This is a genomic window from Ectopseudomonas toyotomiensis, assembly GCF_017167985.1.
Taxonomy (GTDB): domain Bacteria; phylum Pseudomonadota; class Gammaproteobacteria; order Pseudomonadales; family Pseudomonadaceae; genus Aquipseudomonas; species Aquipseudomonas toyotomiensis.
This window is the reverse complement of record NZ_CP070505.1, coordinates 1,808,951-1,825,535: the sequence shown is the minus strand read 5'-3', so window position 1 is coordinate 1,825,535 and position 16,585 is coordinate 1,808,951. Positions and strand designations below refer to the sequence as shown.

At 63.5% G+C, this 16,585-nt stretch carries 14 protein-coding genes; 12 read left to right on the top strand and 2 right to left on the bottom strand.

Annotated elements, in window-relative coordinates; genetic code table 11:
- Positions 1 to 52: 52 nt before the first annotated feature.
- Both rfbB and JWV26_RS08410 read right to left on the bottom strand, forming a co-directional pair.
- A complete protein-coding gene (gene rfbB, locus JWV26_RS08415; RefSeq protein WP_206418812.1) occupies positions 53 to 1,114 on the bottom strand; it encodes a dTDP-glucose 4,6-dehydratase in 1,062 nt (353 codons plus the stop codon).
- Positions 1,102 to 1,491 carry a hypothetical protein gene (locus JWV26_RS08410; RefSeq protein WP_206418811.1) on the bottom strand — a complete coding sequence of 130 codons (390 nt, stop codon included), beginning with the start codon at positions 1,489 to 1,491 and terminating at the stop codon, positions 1,102 to 1,104. Before JWV26_RS08410 ends, rfbB begins: the two co-directional genes overlap by 13 nt.
- On the opposite strand from JWV26_RS08410, the gene JWV26_RS08405 reads away from it, so the two are divergent.
- From JWV26_RS08405 to JWV26_RS08350, 12 genes are read left to right on the top strand one after another with little or no spacing between them, the layout of a single operon-like run.
- The gene (locus JWV26_RS08405) at positions 1,464 to 2,897 is read left to right on the top strand and encodes an undecaprenyl-phosphate glucose phosphotransferase (protein ID WP_206418810.1); all 1,434 of its coding nucleotides are present in this window, start codon (positions 1,464 to 1,466) and stop codon (positions 2,895 to 2,897) included. The genes JWV26_RS08410 and JWV26_RS08405 overlap by 28 nt on opposite strands.
- A complete protein-coding gene (locus JWV26_RS08400) occupies positions 2,897 to 4,354 on the top strand; it encodes a mannose-1-phosphate guanylyltransferase/mannose-6-phosphate isomerase (protein WP_206418809.1) in 1,458 nt (485 codons plus the stop codon). The genes JWV26_RS08405 and JWV26_RS08400 overlap by 1 nt, the downstream gene beginning before the upstream one ends.
- Positions 4,354 to 5,265: a glycosyltransferase family 2 protein gene (locus JWV26_RS08395; protein WP_206418808.1), complete on the top strand. Its 912-nt coding sequence runs from the start codon at positions 4,354 to 4,356 to the stop codon at positions 5,263 to 5,265. The genes JWV26_RS08400 and JWV26_RS08395 overlap by 1 nt, the downstream gene beginning before the upstream one ends.
- A gap of 29 nt (positions 5,266 to 5,294) precedes the next feature.
- On the top strand, positions 5,295 to 6,062 hold the full coding sequence (locus JWV26_RS08390; protein WP_206418807.1) for a polysaccharide biosynthesis/export family protein: 768 nt from the start codon (positions 5,295 to 5,297) through the stop codon (positions 6,060 to 6,062).
- 20 nt (positions 6,063 to 6,082) lie between these two features.
- Positions 6,083 to 8,077 carry a GumC family protein gene (locus JWV26_RS08385; RefSeq protein ID WP_206418806.1) on the top strand — a complete coding sequence of 665 codons (1,995 nt, stop codon included), beginning with the start codon at positions 6,083 to 6,085 and terminating at the stop codon, positions 8,075 to 8,077.
- Positions 8,077 to 9,267 carry a glycosyltransferase gene (locus tag JWV26_RS08380; RefSeq protein WP_206418805.1) on the top strand — a complete coding sequence of 397 codons (1,191 nt, stop codon included), beginning with the start codon at positions 8,077 to 8,079 and terminating at the stop codon, positions 9,265 to 9,267. Before JWV26_RS08385 ends, JWV26_RS08380 begins: the two co-directional genes overlap by 1 nt.
- Complete coding sequence (locus JWV26_RS08375; RefSeq protein ID WP_206418804.1) at positions 9,257 to 10,591, top strand: cellulase family glycosylhydrolase; 1,335 nt, start codon at positions 9,257 to 9,259, stop codon at positions 10,589 to 10,591. The genes JWV26_RS08380 and JWV26_RS08375 overlap by 11 nt, the downstream gene beginning before the upstream one ends.
- A gap of 8 nt (positions 10,592 to 10,599) precedes the next feature.
- Positions 10,600 to 11,817, top strand: coding sequence for a glycosyltransferase family 4 protein (locus tag JWV26_RS08370; protein ID WP_206418803.1), 1,218 nt, complete (start codon positions 10,600 to 10,602; stop codon positions 11,815 to 11,817).
- Positions 11,808 to 12,911, top strand: coding sequence for a glycosyltransferase family 4 protein (locus JWV26_RS08365; RefSeq protein ID WP_206418802.1), 1,104 nt, complete (start codon positions 11,808 to 11,810; stop codon positions 12,909 to 12,911). The genes JWV26_RS08370 and JWV26_RS08365 overlap by 10 nt, the downstream gene beginning before the upstream one ends.
- A gap of 2 nt (positions 12,912 to 12,913) precedes the next feature.
- A complete protein-coding gene (locus tag JWV26_RS08360; RefSeq protein WP_420890296.1) occupies positions 12,914 to 14,350 on the top strand; it encodes an O-antigen ligase family protein in 1,437 nt (478 codons plus the stop codon).
- Complete coding sequence (locus tag JWV26_RS08355; RefSeq protein ID WP_206418800.1) at positions 14,347 to 15,168, top strand: acyltransferase; 822 nt, start codon at positions 14,347 to 14,349, stop codon at positions 15,166 to 15,168. The genes JWV26_RS08360 and JWV26_RS08355 overlap by 4 nt, the downstream gene beginning before the upstream one ends.
- Positions 15,169 to 15,174: 6 nt before the next feature.
- A complete protein-coding gene (locus JWV26_RS08350; RefSeq protein ID WP_206418799.1) occupies positions 15,175 to 16,581 on the top strand; it encodes a lipid II flippase MurJ in 1,407 nt (468 codons plus the stop codon).
- Positions 16,582 to 16,585 lie beyond the last annotated feature (4 nt).

Here is a 16,585-nt window from a genome sequence, read left to right as displayed (position 1 = left end):
GCAACCCGCCGCTGCCTGGCTGGCGGGTTGCACCCGCCCTACGTCTTGAGCTCTAGAGTGCGCCGAGCCGCTCGCCCTGATAACTGCCATCCTGCACGCGGCGGCACCAGTCGAGGTTGTCCAGGTACCACTGCACCGTCTTGCGCAGCCCGCTGTCGAAGGTTTCCTGTGGTACCCAGCCCAGCTCGCGTTCGATCTTGCCGGCGTCGATGGCATAGCGCAGGTCATGGCCCGGGCGATCCTGCACATAGGTGATCAGGTCTTCATAGCGCGCCACGCCGGACGGCTTGTGCGGCGCCAGTTCCTCCAGCAGTGCGCAGATGGCGCGTACCACATCGAGATTCTTCTGCTCGTTGTGCCCGCCGATATTGTAGGTCTCGCCCACCTTGCCTTCGCAGACCACCTTGAGCAGCGCCCGCGCGTGATCCTCGACATAGAGCCAGTCGCGTACCTGCTGGCCGTTGCCATACACCGGCAGCGGCTTGCCCGCCAGGGCGTTGAGGATCATCAGCGGGATCAGCTTCTCGGGGAAATGGTACGGACCGTAATTGTTCGAGCAGTTGGTGATCAGCACCGGCAGGCCGTACGTACGCTGCCAGGCTCGCACCAGATGGTCGGACGCCGCCTTGCTCGCCGAATAGGGCGAGCTGGGCGCGTAGGGAGTGGTTTCGGTGAAGAGGTCATCTACCCCGTGCAGGTCGCCGTAGACCTCGTCGGTGGAGATATGGTGGAAGCGGAAGGCCGCCTTGCGTTCGGCGTCCAGCTGCTGCCAGTAGGCGCGTGTGCTTTCCAGCAGGGCGTAGGTGCCGACGATGTTGGTCTGGATAAAGGCGGCTGGGCCATCGATGGAGCGGTCGACGTGGGATTCGGCGGCCAGGTGCATGATGGCGTCGGGCTGAAACTCGGCCAGTGTCCGTGCCACCAACGCGCTGTCGGCGATATCGGCATGGACGAAGCGGTAACGGTGGTTGCCCGCTACTTCGGCGAGCGATTCCAGGTTGCCGGCATAGGTCAGTTTGTCGAGGTTGAGCACTTCATGCTCGGTGTGACGGATCAGATGACGGATCAGAGCCGAACCGATGAAGCCGGCACCGCCGGTGATCAGGATGCGCATGGATGATGCCCTTTTCCTATGGAACATGAACGCTGGTCGTCGGCGGCGGATGATAAGGCAGTCACGTAAAAATAGGGGAGGAAAGCTGCCATGCCTTTCCTGCCATCCACCTGCCAGGCATTTGCCCTGACGCCACCTATTTCGCGCGCTTGCGACGTATATGTGACGCCAATTTTTAACTGCATCCTAATATCGGATAGATGTTGAAATGCCACCATAAAAGTGGTTAAGTCGCACCATAACAAAGCGACGACATTCTGTCGCGCCGCGTAAGAAATTATTTCTACTGCCTTTTTTCTGTCGCCACTAGGCGGAGCCTGCTCAGAAGAATTGGCGGGGGTAAACAGATATGCGTCAGCTTTTGCAAGGTAGCTCATTGCTGGCACGTCCTGGCTTTGTTCAGTACTTCCTGGCGGCAATGCGCGTTGTGCACGGCTTTACCGCCGCGCTGCCGGGCTTGTTGCTTCTGCTGTGGTTGTCGGAAGAGCGCGGTCTGACGCAGAGCTACAGCGCCGTGTTGCTATTTTTCGCGGTGCTGACGGTGCTCATGTTTCAGGCTCTGGATGTCTATTCGGAGGACATCTTCAGCAATCTGCTGCGTTTTCGTGTCATGTTCTTCGCCTGGTCGGCGGCGTTCTGCCTGTTGTTGTTCATGCATCAGGCGCTGGAAATCTTCGGTTTCATGGAAACCCATCTGCTTGCGCTCTGGTTTTGCGTCAGTTTGTTGGCGTTCGGGGTGGAGCGTCTGCTGATCCTGTCGTTATTCAGGCGATGGATAGGTGCTGGGCAGTTCCTGCAGAGCGCCGTCATTCTCGGCGGCACCGAAAACGGTGTGCGTTTGGCCGAGCACATGTCCCGTCATTGCGATATCCGCTCCGGCTTGATCGGTTTCATCGATGATCGCATCGGCCGAATGCCAGACAACTTGGCAGGCTTGCCGCTGCTGGGTGACAGCCGGGATCTGGAGAGTCTGATCCGTCGCGAGCGGGTCACTCAGGTGCTGGTGGCGCTGCCCTGGTCGGCCGAGAACCGCATCGGCCAGATCGTGCGCGAGCTGCGCAAGCTGCCAGTCAACGTTTTGCTGGTACCGGACATGCTTGCCTTTCGCCATGCACGCAACCGCATCACCGAGGTGGGCGGGCTGCCCATGTTCAATGTGTCGGAGCGTCCGCTGGATGGCTGGTCGCCTCTGATCAAGCGCCTCGAGGATCTGGTGCTGGCGAGCCTGGCGCTGATACCGGCATTGCCGGTGATGCTGCTGGTGGCATTGGCCATCAAGCTCGATTCACCCGGCCCGGTCCTGTTCCGGCAGAAGCGCTACGGCTACAACAATCGCCTGATCGAGGTGTTCAAGTTCCGCTCGATGTACTGCGACCGTGCCGATGCCAACGCCGAGCGGCAGACCACCCGTGGCGATGATCGCATCACCCGGGTCGGCCGCTTCATTCGCAAGACCAGCCTCGACGAGCTGCCGCAACTGTTCAACGTGCTGCTCGGCAGCATGTCCATGGTCGGGCCGCGCCCCCATGCCACGGCGACCAAGGCGGCCGGAATCCTCTTCGAGGAGGCGGTCAAGGAGTACACCGCGCGGCATCGTGTGAAGCCCGGTATCACCGGTTGGGCGCAGATCAATGGCTATCGCGGCGAAACCGACACGCTGGAAAAGATCGAGAAACGTGTCGAGTACGACCTGCAGTACATCGAGAACTGGTCGGTCTGGTTCGACCTGTACATCCTCTTCCGCACCTTGCCTGCGGTCATCTTCACCCGCGAGGCCTACTGATGAGCACGCTGATTCCCTGCATCGTTGCCGGTGGTGCCGGCACCCGTCTGTGGCCGGTATCGCGCGAGGCCATGCCCAAGCCCTTCATGCGGCTGAGCGACGGCTTCAGCCTGCTGCAGAAGACCTTCGAGCGTGTAGCGGGTCTCGATGATGTGATCAGGCTACTGACCGTGATCAATCGGGAGCTGCTGTTTCGTACCCTGGACGACTACCGGCCGCTGAATCGTGGGCGCCTGGGGCTGGATTTTCTTCTCGAACCGATGGGGCGCAACACGGCACCGGCGATTGCCGCGGCAGCGCTGCACGCCGTGCGTCACTACGGCGAGGATGCGCAGCTGCTGGTGCTGCCGGCCGATCACCTGATCCGTGATCAGGCGGCTTTCGTTGCCGCGGTGGCGCGGGCGCGTGCTCTGGCCGAGGCGGGCTGGCTGGTCACTTTCGGCATCCGCCCCGGCCATGCGGAGACCGGTTATGGCTATATCCAGCAGGGTGAAGCGCTGGAGGCCGGTGGGTATCGCGTAGCCAGTTTCGTCGAGAAGCCCGACCTGCAGACCGCGCAGACTTACCTGGAGGGCGGCGAACATCTGTGGAACGCCGGCATGTTCTGTTTCCGCGCCGACGTGCTGCTGCGCGAACTTCGCGAACATGCGCCGCAGGTCGTCGAGGGCGTGGAGAGATGCCTGGCGCTGAGTGGAGCCGTCGAAGGCAAGCAGGGCAAGCAGTGTGAGCTGGATGCGGCCAGTTTCGCCGAGGTAACGGATATCTCCATCGACTATGCCCTCATGGAGCGTTCCTCGAAGGTGGCTGTCGTGCCTTGCGACCTGGGCTGGAGCGACATCGGCTCGTGGCAGGCGCTGCGCGAGCTGACGCCGACGGATGCCAATGGCAACCAGATCATAGGTGAGGCGGTGCTGCACAACGTACAGAACTGTTACATCGATTCGCCCAAGCGGCTGGTGGGCGCCGTGGGTGTGCGTGATCTGGTGGTGGTGGACACGCCGGATGCTCTGTTGATCGCCGACGCGCGCAGCACCCAGGACGTCAAGTTCATCGCCCAGGAGTTGAAGAAGCGTGGCCACGAGGCCTATCGCCTGCACCGTACGGTGACTCGCCCGTGGGGCACCTACACCGTGCTGGAGGAGGGTGCGCGCTTCAAGATCAAGCGCATCATGGTCCGGCCCGGCGAATCCCTGTCGCTGCAGATGCATCACCATCGCAGCGAGCACTGGGTAGTGGTCAGCGGTATGGCCCGGGTGATGAACGGCGAGCGCGACTTTTTGCTCAACACCAATGAGTCGACCTTCATTCCCGCTGGCCACAGTCACCGCCTGGTCAATCCTGGGGTGATCGACCTGGTGATGATCGAAGTGCAGAGCGGCGAGTACCTCGGCGAAGATGACATCGTGCGCTTCACCGATATCTATGGCCGTGTGCCGGTGGCCGAGACGTTCAACTGATGTCCGTTGCCCTGATCATTCCCACGCGCAATGCCGGTGCTCACCTCGAGCGCCTGCTGCCTGCGCTCGCCCGTCAGACCTTGCAGCCCGACGAATTCCTGGTGGTCGACAGCAGTTCGCGCGACGACAGCGTGGCGCGTCTGCGCGACGCCGGTGCGCGGGTCGAAGTGATCGAACCGGGCCAGTTCAACCATGGCGGTACGCGGCGCTGGGCCAGCCAGCAGGTTGCAGCGGATGTGCTGATCTACCTGACCCAGGATGCCATTCCGGCAACGCCGGACACCTTTGCCCGCATTGTCGGCGCCCTGCATGGCGAACCGGATATCGGCGTTGCCTATGGCCGTCAGTTGCCCCATGCGGACGCCGGTTTGCTGGGCGCGCAGGCGCGTCGTTTCAATTATCCGCCGGTCAGCCGGACCAAGCGCCTTGCCGATGCAGGCGAACTGGGCATCAAGACCTGCTTCAGTTCCGACTCCTTCTCGGCCTACCGACGTGATGCGCTGGAGGCGGTCGGCGGTTTTCCCGAGGACGTGATCGGCAGCGAGGACGCCTACGTGGCGGCGCGCATGCTGCTGGCCGGTTATGCGGTGCGCTATGCGGCGGACGCCGAGGTGCATCACTCGCATGATTACCGTCTGCTCGAAGAGTTTCGCCGCTATTTCGATATCGGCGTGTTCTACGGGCGTGAACGCTGGATTGGCGAGGCGTTCGGCGCGGCCAGCGGCGAGGGCCTTCGCTACGTCAAGGCCGAGCTGCAGGCTGTGCTGGCTGCGGGCGCACTCTGGCGCGTGCCGGAAGTGCTGCTGCGCAGCGCGGCGAAACTGCTTGGCTACAGGATTGGACAGGGCGAGCGCTATCTTGATGTTGGCTTGAAACGCCGCCTTAGCATGTTTCCGGGGTACTGGAAGTGAATATTGGGGTCTGCAAGGAAAATTCCCTTATGAAAGCGTTGTTGCCGCTCATCGTGACGCTGGGCCTCACGGCCTGCACCACTCCGGCCCGGATCGGCCTACCCGACTCCGATACGCTCGACGCCGGGCACCGCGCCGCGTTGACGCTGGCCGATCTGCCGCCGGTGCAGGAGCGCATTTACCCTGGCGATACCTTGCGTATCGTGCGCGACAGCGGGGAAACCCCGACTATCTCAGCCTTTACCGCCAACTCCATCTACGAGCTGACACTGTATACCGTGCTCAATGACGGCACCTTTTCCTACCCATTCATCGGCAAGGTGCAGGCCGGTGGCAAAACGCCGGAGCAATTGTCGGCCGAGCTCAAGGAGCGGCTGACACCCTTTTACCGCGAGCCCGGCGTAACCGTGAACATCAACCAGGCGCCCGGCAATACCGTGTTCGTGGGCGGCTCCGTGCGCAACCCTCAATCCTATTCCACCAATGTCGTCACCACGCTGGAGCAGGCGATCGTCGCAGCCGGCGGAGTGGAACCCAACGCCGACAGCCGGCACGTCGCCCTGCTGCGATCCGACCCGGACGGCCGTTATAAGGCCTATTTCGTGGATTACAGCCAGTTGCTGCAAGGCGGCGCGCAGGGGCGTCAGGCCGTGGCCTTGCAGCGCGGTGACGTGGTGTTCGTACCCAAGTCCGGTGTGGGCAATCGCATCGAGGGCGTCGACCTCTATCTCAATCAGTTAATCCCCTTCGTGAAATCCATTGGCATCGGTGCCAATTACGATATCCGCCGCAACTAGTCGCTAGGGAACAGCTTCTCATGATCGAAATTCGTACATTCCGTGATCTGTTGCGCCTGTTCTTTATCTTCTTTCGGGAGTTCAAGCTGGCGGTGATCGCAACCCTGGTGGTGGTTCTCCTGGGCGCTTTTCTGCTGCCCACCTCCTATGAATCCAGTGCGCGCCTGTTGATCAAGCCGGGACGGGAAACCAGCACCCTGCCCATCGAGATGGCCGACCGCCAGGCGATCGTCATGCCCGGAGCCATGAGAGATCCCATTCTCGATGAAGAGCGCATGCTGACCGGCCGACCGATCAGTCGGCAGGTGGCCGAGCGCTACCTCGAACAGTTGGCCAACGCACCGAGACCCGAGGGTTTCTTTGCCGCCATCAAGTACGGCGTGGGTCAGGTGGCCAATGGCGCGGTGGAGCTGGTGCGCAGTTTCCTGCAGCTGATCGGACTGGCGGAGAAGCAGACTCCGGTCGATCGTCTGGCCACCAAGCTGGAAAAGAACTTCAGCGTGACGCACGCCAGTGGCTCTTCGGTGATGGAGATCAGCTTTCGCTGGAGCGATCCGGTCGTGGCGCAGGCGGTGGTGCAGAGCTGGATCGAGCTGTACATGCAGGAGCGTACCCGAGCCCTGGGCCGCAAGAGCCTGTATGACTTCTATCTGACCCAGAGCCAGGCCAGCGAGAAGGAGATTCTCGGCTACAAGCAGCAACTGGCCGACAAGCTCAACGAGCTGGGGGCGGTGAGCATCGACGAACACCTGCAGGACCTGGCCGAACGCATCAACCAGCTGCGCAGCGACCGCTTCTACACATCGCGCCTGATCTCCTCCACCGAGGGCAGCCTCGCCACCCTCGCCCAGCAGATCCAGGGGCTGCCAAAGGAAGTCAGTACGGTTCGCGAACTGTCGCTCAACCCCGTGCACCAGAACCTGGTGCGCATGCTCAACGACAAGCGTGCCGAGCGTCAGGACCTGCTTCGCACCTTCACCGAGAATGCGCCGCCGGTGAAGAGCATCGACGAGAACATTCTCTACCTGGAGCAGATGGTCAAGGCCGAGGCCGCGACCGTGCAGGCTTCGCAGAACCTCGCTCCGAACCCCATCGCCGAGCGTCTGCGCAGCAATCTCATGGATCAACAGGCCGACCTCGCCCGTCTCAAGGCGCAGCTGCTGCGCCAGGACGGTCATCTGCAAAAGCTCGAGCAGGACCGTGCCAGGGCGCTGGCGGCCGAACCCGAGCTGGCGCGCTTGCAGCGCGTACTGACCGCCGCGGAGCGAAACTTCGCGCTCTACAACGAGAGCCTGGAGAAAGCCCGCATCGATCGGGAACTGGACGACAGCCGCATCAGCAACATCGCCATCATCGAGCATGCGACGCTCAACCCGAGCCGGGTTTTCCCCAAGAGCCTGTTGATGATTTTCCTGGCCTTGCCGCTGAGTGTGCTGGTCGGCTTGCTGGCGCTCTATCTCTGCTACCTGCTCGATCAGCGCATTCATGATGGGGGGCGCATCGAAGAGCGCTTCTCCGTCCCGTTGTGGACCACCCTGCCCGAGATAGAAGAGGGCAAGCCGGGGCAGAACACCGCCTTCCTTGCGGCCCTGTATCGTTTGTATGGTCAGTTGCCGCTGGAGCGTATCGAGCAGCAGGGGCTGACCTTTGGTCTGACGTCCGCTCGCCGCGGCGAAGGCGTCAGCTTCATCGTCGAGCATCTGGCCAAGCTGCTGGCCGAGCGCGGGCTGACGGTGCGCGTCGACGGTGAGCAGCCATGCCAGGCTGGCGAAGTCGTGCTGCTCGATGCCTCCGGCCTGCTGTCCAACCCGCAAGCCTTCGTGCAGTTGCGCCGCGCCGACCTGATTGCCCTGGTGGTGGAAGCGCAGAAGAGCACGGTTCCGACCGTCGAGCATGCGCTGGGTGTGCTCTCCACGGCGTTTGGAAAGGTCGATGGCGTGATCATCAATCGCCGCCGCTTCGAAGTACCGACGCGGGTGCTGCAACTGATCGCCACAGCCAGAGGCGCCGTTTGATGCGCATCGCCCTGCTTGCACCGCTGCCGCCCGAGCAGACCGGCATAGCCGACTATGCCGCGCATCTCAAGCAGGCGCTGGAGGCCAAGGGGGTCGAGGTGATGACGCCCCTGGCAGGCTGTGGCAACGAGCCGCGAGATGCCGAGGCACGTATCGCGGCCTTCGATTGGCAGGGTATCGACCTGGCGCACGGTGAGCTGGGTGGCGGGCGCCTGGCCGAGTTTCATGCCCTGCGCACGCTGCGTCAGTTGCGGCCGGAGCTGCCCCTGAGCGCGACGGTGCATGATCCCGAGCGCCTGGTGTGGCGACGTGCACAGCTACCCTGGCCGCTGTCTCTGGTGCAGGGCATGCCATCGCCGCTGCCGCAGATGGCGACGGTGATGGCGGATCCGCTGTGCCTGAGCGAAGAGCGCAAGCTGGCGCAAAGCATCGATCGTCTGGTGACGCTGACCCAGACCGGGGCCGGCTACCTGCGCCGTCGCATGCGCTTGCCGGCAGAGCAGGTGCGGGTCATCGCCCATGGCAATCAGCGTATCGCTGAGGTACCGCTGCCGCCCACAGAGCCCCTGCGTCTGCTCTACTTCGGTTTCATCTACCGCGGCAAGGGCATCGAAGATCTGCTCGACGCCCTGGCGTTGCTGCTACATCGGCAGCCCTCTCTGCGTGAACGTCTGCGTCTGACGCTGGCGGGCGGCAGTGAGCCGGAGACCGCCTTTGCGCCCGGCGCTTCCTATCTCGATGAACTGCGCAGGCGTATCCGGCTCGAGGGGCTGGAGGCGGTCATCGAGTGGGATCTCGACGTGCCGGCGGCCGCCATACCGGCCTTGATTCAGCGTCATCACGTCATGGTTCTGCCGTATCGTGAGTCGAAGAAGCTGCGGCTTCTCGGCTCCATGCGCGGGACCAGCGGCGCCCTGTCGTGGGCGGTGGCCTGTGGGCGCGGGGTGATCACCTCGGATGCGCGATCCTTCGCCGAAGAAGTAGCCAGCGGCAATGGCGCGATGTATCCGCAGGGGCGAGCCGACGCCCTGGCCGAGCAGCTGGCGCGCCTTCTGGCCGAGCCGGGTTTGGCCGCGCAGTGGGCCGAGCGCGCCCGGCTGATTGCCGCCGAGCGGGCCTGGGACATCACCGCCGAACGCTTCGTCCGGCACTTTGAAACCCTGCGCGAGGTGATGCCGCATGTGGCGTAGAACTGTTTTCCTGCTCCCCGCGGTGCTCGTGCTTGGCGTCGTCCTTCTGATCCTGCCCTGGAGCCGCCAGGCCGAGGCCGAGGTGACCACGCTGAAGGCGCCGGGGCCGCTGGTATGGCGCGACTTCCTTGGCGTTAACGCGCAGTTCCACTTCTTCGAGCCCGCCATCTATCAGGCGCAGATGCAGCAGTTGAACGAGCTGGGCCTGGAGTGGGTGCGAATCGCCATGCACTGGGCGTACCTGGAGCCGCAGCGCGGGCAGTTCAACCTGACCGCCTTCGACCCCATGGTCGAGGCCATGCAGCAGCATCAGCTCAAAGCGGTTGGATTTCTGGTCGGGTCGGCGCCTTTCGCCACCACCGCTCCGGCCGATTCCCCCTATCAGGATTCCTTCCCGCCCAAGGACAATGCCCTGTACGGCGAGAGCCTGGTGCGCTTGGCCAAGCACTACGACTCTTTCGAGGCCTGGCAGATCTGGAACGAACCGAACATCTTTCCTTTCTGGCGTCCCAAGGAAGACCCGCAGGCCTACGCCAAGCTGCTGTACCAGAGCGCCGATGCCCTGCGCGCCCAAGTTCCCGGCAAGACGGTGGTGGCGGGTGGCATGGCCTACTACAGCAACATGCCCTCGCATGGCGGCGCGCTCATGCTGCAGTCCCTGTTGCAGATGGGGGTGGCGCAGAAGAATCTGGTGATGGCCTACCACCCCTACACCGAGCAACCCGAGGGCGCCTCGCCCAAGCAACAGGATTATCTGCAGCACTCCAACTTCATCAACGGCGCCCTGCGTGCCCATGGGGTGAAGCAGATTTGGGCGACCGAGTGGGGCTGGTCCAGCTATAGCGGGCCCAAGGAGATGCAGGCCATCATCGGGGTCGACGGGCAGGCGGACTATACCTTGCGTCGGTTGGCACTGATGAGCGCGCAGGATTTCGACCGCATATTCCTGTTCAATCTCAGCGATCTCGATAGCCGCGCCGGCCCGCGTGATCAGGGCTACGGCCTGCTGGATCTGCAGGCTCGCCCCAAGCCGGTGTACGACGCCCTGGCGAACCTGCTCAAGGTTACCGGTCCGCGTCTGGAGCCGAGCGACGCCCCGCGTTTCGAGCAGGCGCCAAAGGGCCTGTACAACGTCACCTGGACTCGCCAGGACGGCAGCCACGTCTGGATGTTCTGGAGCGCCAGCGGCAAGCAGCTCCGCCTTCCGTCGGTACAGCGTGCCACCCTGCATGATCCGCTCACCGGTAAGCAACTCGAGCTGCAAGGTGACGAGGGCGTGGTCGTGCCGCTCAAGTCCAGCCTGCAACTGCTGGTCTGGCGGTAGGAGCGAGCATGCGCATCCTCTGGATATTGCCTTACATGCCCTGGCCGACCAGCAGTGGCGGCAAGACGCGTCAATATCAGCTGATCCGCAGCCTGGCACAGGCCGGCCATCGAATTACGCTGCTGGTACAGAGCAAGACCCCGATCGATGATCAGCAGCGCGAGGCGCTGTCGCCCTGGTTGGAGCGCCTTGTCGTGCTGCCGCGCCGCCCGTTGCGCAGCCCGGTGACGCTACTGGCTGCCCTGTTCGCGCCTTATCCGCTATTGGTCAGCATCAATGGCCTGGCGCCCCGTTTGCAGGCGGTTTTCAGCGACTTGCTGCAGGAGCGCTGGGATGTCATTCAGATCGAGCACAGCTACAGCTTCCAGCCGTACGAACGTCTGCTACGGCAGTCGGGCCAGCCATTCATCCTGACGGAGCACAATGTCGAGTCGGAGCTTGGCGCCGCCACCTACGACCGTTTCCCGTCGTGGTTGAGGTGGTTCGTTCGTCTGGACCAATGGCGTTACCGCAGATGGGAGCGCCGCGTGCTTGCGCAGGCCGAACAGGTGGTCAGCGTGACCGAGGCCGACGCGCAAGTGCTGTCAGCATTGTCACGTCACCCGAGCCAGGTGGTGGTCAATGGTGTCGACTGTGGTCACTACGCCTCGGTCAGCTCGGACTACCATTCCCGGCGCTTGCTCTTCGTCGGCAACTACGAGTATCCGCCTAACGTGGATGCCGTTGAATGGGCGCTCGACGCGGTAATGCCGCTGCTTTGGCAGCAATGCCCCGACGTCCGCTTCGTGATCGCGGGTTTCGCCATGCCCGCACATTGGCCCGAGCGCTGGAACGATCCGCGGATCGAGTGGCATGGTTTCGTCCCCGATCTGCGAGAGCTGCAGCGCAGCGCCAGCATCTTCTTCGCGCCCTTGCGGCAGGGCGGCGGTTCCAAGCTCAAGGTCCTCGAGGCGATGGCCGCGGCTTTGCCCGTGGTGACCACGACGCAGGGGGTGTCCGGCCTGGCGGTACGCGACGGCGTGCATTACCGCAGGGGCGAGGATCCGCAAAGCCTGACGGCGGCGCTGGTTGCGCTGTTGAATTCGCCGAGCGAAGCGCGGGCCGTCGGCGAGGCCGGACGCGGCTATGTCGTCGCCGAGCACGACTGGTCCAAGGCAGCTCGCCAGCTGGAACAGGTCTACACCACCATCAAGCAGGAAAAGGACGGCATAGCGGCATGCGTGTAGCTCTGGATTATCGCCCGGCGATCAGCTTTCCCCATAGCGGCATAGGCCGCCAGACGCTGGCGCTGGAAGCCGCCATCGCGGCGCTGCCCGGCGTGGAGCTGCAGTTGTTCTCCACCGCGCCCGCCGACCACCCACTGCGTCAGCGGGCCCGCTGTCCCGATTGGGCAAGCCCTTTGCAGGGGGTGCACCGGTTGCCCTTGCGCCTGCGCTTCGAGGCGGGGTTCCTGCCGCGCGCGCTGCGTGAGCAACGCACCGACGTGCATGTCTGCAATTTCAACATGGGCTTGCCGTTGCCGCCGCGCCCGCCTGGCGTGCGCTATGTATTGCAACTGCACGACCTGTTTCAGCTGACCCATCGTAACCGTCACGCCTCATCACTCAGGGCCATGGTCTATGGGGTGAGCGATCGTCTGTCGATTGGCTATTCCGTAAGGGTCGCGGACCGCATCTGGACACCTTCGCAGTTCACCGCCGACGAGGTGGCGCGCTATTTCCCCGCTGTGCGCGACAAGGTTCGGGTTCTGCCGAATCTGGTTTCCGATCTGGCGGACTCGCTGGAGTCCATCGAGGCTCTCGGTCTGCCGCTGCGGTACTGGTTGGCCGTAGGCATTCGCGAGCCGCGCAAGAACATTCCCTGGTTCATCGAGGCCTGGCAGGCGGCCCGCCAGCAATGCGCGGCCGTGCCCGAGCTGGTGCTGGTGGGCGCGCGCGAGGAGCTTCCCCAGGAGCAGCGACAACTGGCCGGGCTGCATGTCGTGCACGGCTTGAGTGATGGACAGCTGCGGGCTCTGTACCAGCGTGCCGAGCGTCTCTGGCAGCCGGCATATGCCGAGGGCTTTGGTCTGCCCGTGGTGGAAGCGCTTGGCCAGGGCACGCCGGTGGCCGTTGCGCGTGGGTCGGCGCTGGACGAAGTCGCCCCCCCTGAGGCGCCGCGTTTTGATCCGCGCGATGGCGCGGCTCTGAGTCGTCTGATGGAAAACCTGGCTCAGGACGCAAAGGGACCGGGGAGCGCATCGAAGGAGTGGGCCGCACGTTTCGCTGAAGCACCGTACCGGGCCAATGTGGCGCGGCTGCTGGAGGAGCTGAGGCCATGAGCATGCCGCTTGGCGTCCCTCTGGCATTGCTCTGTGGCGGCCTTTTCGGCGCGCTGCTCTGGGTGCTGCCGGCCGGCAAACTGCTGGTGCTGCTGGCCGGCGCCGCGCTGGGGCTGACCATTTTGCGTAAACCTTTGCTGGGCTTGTTGCTGTTCGCTGTTGTGGGCACCTTTCTGCCATATTCGACGGTCAGTCTGGGCATTCGCACCACGGTGTCCGAGGCACTGCTGATGCTGGTCTGGGTCGGCATCTGGTTCCAGACCCTGCTGGGTAGCCTGCCGCGTGCCCCCGAGTCCACCGGGCTTCCAGAGCGCCTGGCCGTGGCCCTTGCCGTGTATAGCCTGTTTCCGTTGGCCATCGGGCAGGTCATGGTGGATGCCGAAGGCAATGGGCCGATCAACTGGATACGCTGGCTGTTCAACCTGTCCGCGCTGTTTCTGGTGGGGCGGCTGTTGGCCGAGCAGAAGGCCCGAGAGCAGGTGGTGATAGCGCTCTTACTGGGCACCCTGTTCATGCTCTTGTTGTCGATCCCGACCTTTCTGCGTGAGCGCTCGGCGACCAGCATGACGCCCATCCTGGCGGCCCTTGGTTACGGTTCGCTGGAGGTTCTCGGTGACAGCCTGATGGCCCTCGCACCGAGAATGGGCTCGCCCTGGATGCATCCCAACGCCACGGGCGGGGCACTGGCTCTCCTGCTCCCGCTGGCGCTCTGTTACGGCCTGGCTCGTCGTGGCTGGCCGCGAGCGCTCGGTTTGGCCGTCACCCTGCTCGGCAGCATGGGTTTGCTGCTCACCGGATCGCGAGGCGCCTTGCTGAGCCTGGTGCTGATACTGGTCTGGATGGCGGGGCGACGCGTGCCCTATGCCGGTCGCCTGCTGTTGATCGGCAGCTTCCTGGGCGTGCTGCTGACCTTGGCGTACCCGCCATTGCAGGAGCGTCTGCTGACCATGTTCCTGACCAGCAACGAGAGCACCTCGGTACGATTCGACGAATACGCCAACTTCCCTGCTGCCATGGCGGCTTACCCCTTCGGTGTGGGGTTCAAGGTCGATCCCCCGGTCCCGGGCAGCGGTCTATGGGGTATCTCCAATCTCTGGCTCAACTACATCTACAAGATCGGCCTGCCCGGCATGCTGCTGTTCATCGCGGTGACCTGGAGCTGGTGGCGGGTTGTCCGGCCGCGCTCCAGAGTCATCCCGCTGACGGCCGACAACGCCATTTGGCTGGGTACGCTGGGCGGCCTGCTGGCGGCGCTGTTGAGCGGTTTGTTTGACCACTATTTCAGTTTCACCATGGTGCTGGTCGCGCTGTTCTGGTTGTTCATGGGGCTCAATCTGCATGAAGCCCGGCGCTTGTACGGGGCCGAGGCGCGGGGGGCTGACGTGGATGAGGCAGGGCCGAATCAGGATTCCCCGGATAAGCAATGGAGGCGGCGATGAAACATCGCATGTACCACTCGAACAATCTGCGCCAGGCCTTGCCCGAGTATGCTCAGCGCCTGGGTTGTAGCGTCGAGGAGCTGGAAAGCGCCTACGACTGGATGCTGCAGAACGACGTCTGCTTTGAGCGCCAGATCAAGGATGACATGCTTTGCTCGATTTCCTACGTGAACATCGAGTCGCGTATCGAGCATCCTCTGGCAAGGCGTTTCTACGCCATGCTGGGCAAAGAACTGCAGGGTGCGCTGGTGCCGCTCTACGGGCTCAACTGGCCAACGTTGCGTGATCGCATGCTGCGCACCTGGGAGCAGATCTACAACATCTTCATCTGCAAGATTCCCAGCCACACTCTGCGTTTGTTCTGGTTACGTCTGGGCGGCGCGAAGATCGGCAAGGGCTCGAGTGTCTGGCGCAATACGGAAGTGCTGGGGATGGACAGCCTGGTCATAGGTGAAGACAGCGTGGTGGGTTGGCACTGTCTGCTGGATGCACGGGGCGGCCTGACCATTGGCGACCATGTGACCATCGCTTCCTACGTTCTGCTGATTGCCGGCGGGCACGATCTGGAGGCCCCCGAGTTCTGGGCCGTCGGCGGGCCGGTGAAGATCGGCAACTATGCCTGGATCTGCAGTCGGGCACTGCTTTCCTTCGGCGCGGACATTGGCGAAGGGGCGGTGGTTACCGGCCAGGCGGTGGTCGCCAAGCGGGTCGAGCCCTACAAGATCGTGGGCGGAAGCCCCGCCAAACCCATGGGCGAGCGTTGCCGCAACCTCAATTACAAGGTGGGGGGCAAGGGCCTCTTCACCCTGCTGCACTGACGCTTCGTGCTCGGCTCGACGCTCTGGTTGACCCTGGCCACCCTGCTCGGCCTGGTGGCAGGCTTTGCCCGTGAGTGGTTGCTGGTGGCGGCTTGGGGTGTCGGCTCGCGCAGTGACGCTTTCATCGTCGCTCTGTTTCTGCCCGAGGCTCTGCGCATGGCCTTCGCTGCCGGCCTGCTCAGCGCAGCGGCTTTGCCTTTGTTTCAACAGCGTGATGCCGAACAGCGCGAAGCCTGGCTCTGCGGCCTGTTACCCAGGACAGTGCTGGTGGGCTTGGTGCTGGCGTTGCTGATGAGTGTCGGTGCGCCGCTCTGGGTGGCTGTGGTCGGGCCGGGGCTTTCAGGCGAGGCAGCGGCAACGGCGCGCGAGAGTCTGATGCTGCTTGCCTGGAGCGCGCCGGGAATCCTTCTGCACGCCTTGCTTTGTGTGCCGCTGCAGGCGCAGTCGCGCTTCGTCTTGGCCGGCCTTGGCTCGCTGACCTTCAACCTTCCGCCGGTGCTGTATCTGCTGACCTGGGGGGCTGACAGCAGCTCGGCTGGATTGGCGTTGGCCTGCCTGGTTGGCAGCCTGTGCATGCCGCTGCTGCTATTGCGGTCAACCTGGAGCCTGGGCTGGCGCCCGTGGAAGCTGGGGCGGGACTCCGGCGCAGGGCGTGAGCTGCTGGCGCGCATGGCGCCGCTGTTCGGCAGCAATCTGGCCAGCCATGGCCTGGCGTTGCTGGAGCGGATGGTTGCGTCGCTGCTTGGCGAAGGCGCGGTTACCTGGCTGAACCTGGCGCGTAAGTTGATCAATCTGCCGCTAGTGGCTCTGATGAGTCTCAACCAGGTATTGCTCGGTCTGATGAGCGGGCGCCATGGAGAAGAGCGATTGGCCTTGCTGCGTCGTGGTCTGGCCTGCACCACTTTGCTCAGCTTGCCTGCCGTCGTCGGGCTGATCGGCGGAGCAGCTGTGCTGGTTGCCTTGCTGATGCCGTCGCAGGCCCATGATTCCGCCTTGGTCGAACTGGTTGCGTGGTTCGCTGTTCCGCTGTTGTTCAGCGCCTGGAATGCACTGTTTGCACGCTATGCCTACGCAGGTGGCAACACCGTATTGCCGCTGCGCTGTGAGCTCAGCGGAAGCCTGCTCAACGCCTGCCTGCTCGGTGTCATTCCTTTCTATCTAGGTCTGCCGGGTATCTCCTTGGCTGCCTGTGCCGGAGTGACGCTGACAGGCTTGCTGCTGCTACGGCGACAGGGGTTGTGGACCACGCTTGCCTGGCGTAGTCAGGCAAGCGTGGCGCTGCTCGCAATGGCCCTGGCCGCTTACCTGCTGCCGCTGGGCCGCGGGCACCTGGCGCAGTTGTTCAGCAGTGCGGCTGCGGCCCTGATTCTGATGCTGTTTCTGGCGGTGAGATTGAAGCCCTGGCAGGAATAGCCTT